We start from the raw sequence: 391 nt of genomic DNA on the forward strand, positions 1-391 counted from the left end.
TGATGCCATAGGCACACAAACTGCCATTGCCGAACAAATCATCGATAAGGGCGGAGACTATGTATTGTGTGTTAAGGCGAATCAAAGTTTGAGTCTGCAAGAGATAGAAGCCTATTTCTGCCCTCTTTTTCAGAGACATATCCTCCTTGACGAGCAGATGGAACTATCTCACGGACGCATAGAAACACGTCGCTATGAAAGCATTCTCAATCCCTTGGAGATAGAAGCCAGCGAGGTATTAACTCGCTGGAAAGGCTTGAGGTCGATACACAAAGTTGTACGCAAACGAAGGGATAAAAAGAGCGACAAAACGAGCGAAGAAGTGGCCTACTACATTTCGTCATTAACAGATCTTTCTTCATTGAAACAGGCTATTCGTGGGCATTGGGCG

The 391-nt window shown here is 45.0% G+C and carries 1 protein-coding gene; it reads left to right on the forward strand.

What is annotated here, in order from left to right; translation table 11 throughout:
* Positions 1 to 391, forward strand: a 391-nt coding sequence (locus EII41_RS13835) for an ISAs1 family transposase (protein WP_124791022.1), incomplete at both ends; no start/stop codon positions are given.

Origin of the sequence: Tannerella forsythia (genome assembly GCF_003860135.1) — a bacterium.
Taxonomy (GTDB): Bacteria; Bacteroidota; Bacteroidia; order Bacteroidales; family Tannerellaceae; genus Tannerella; species Tannerella forsythia_A.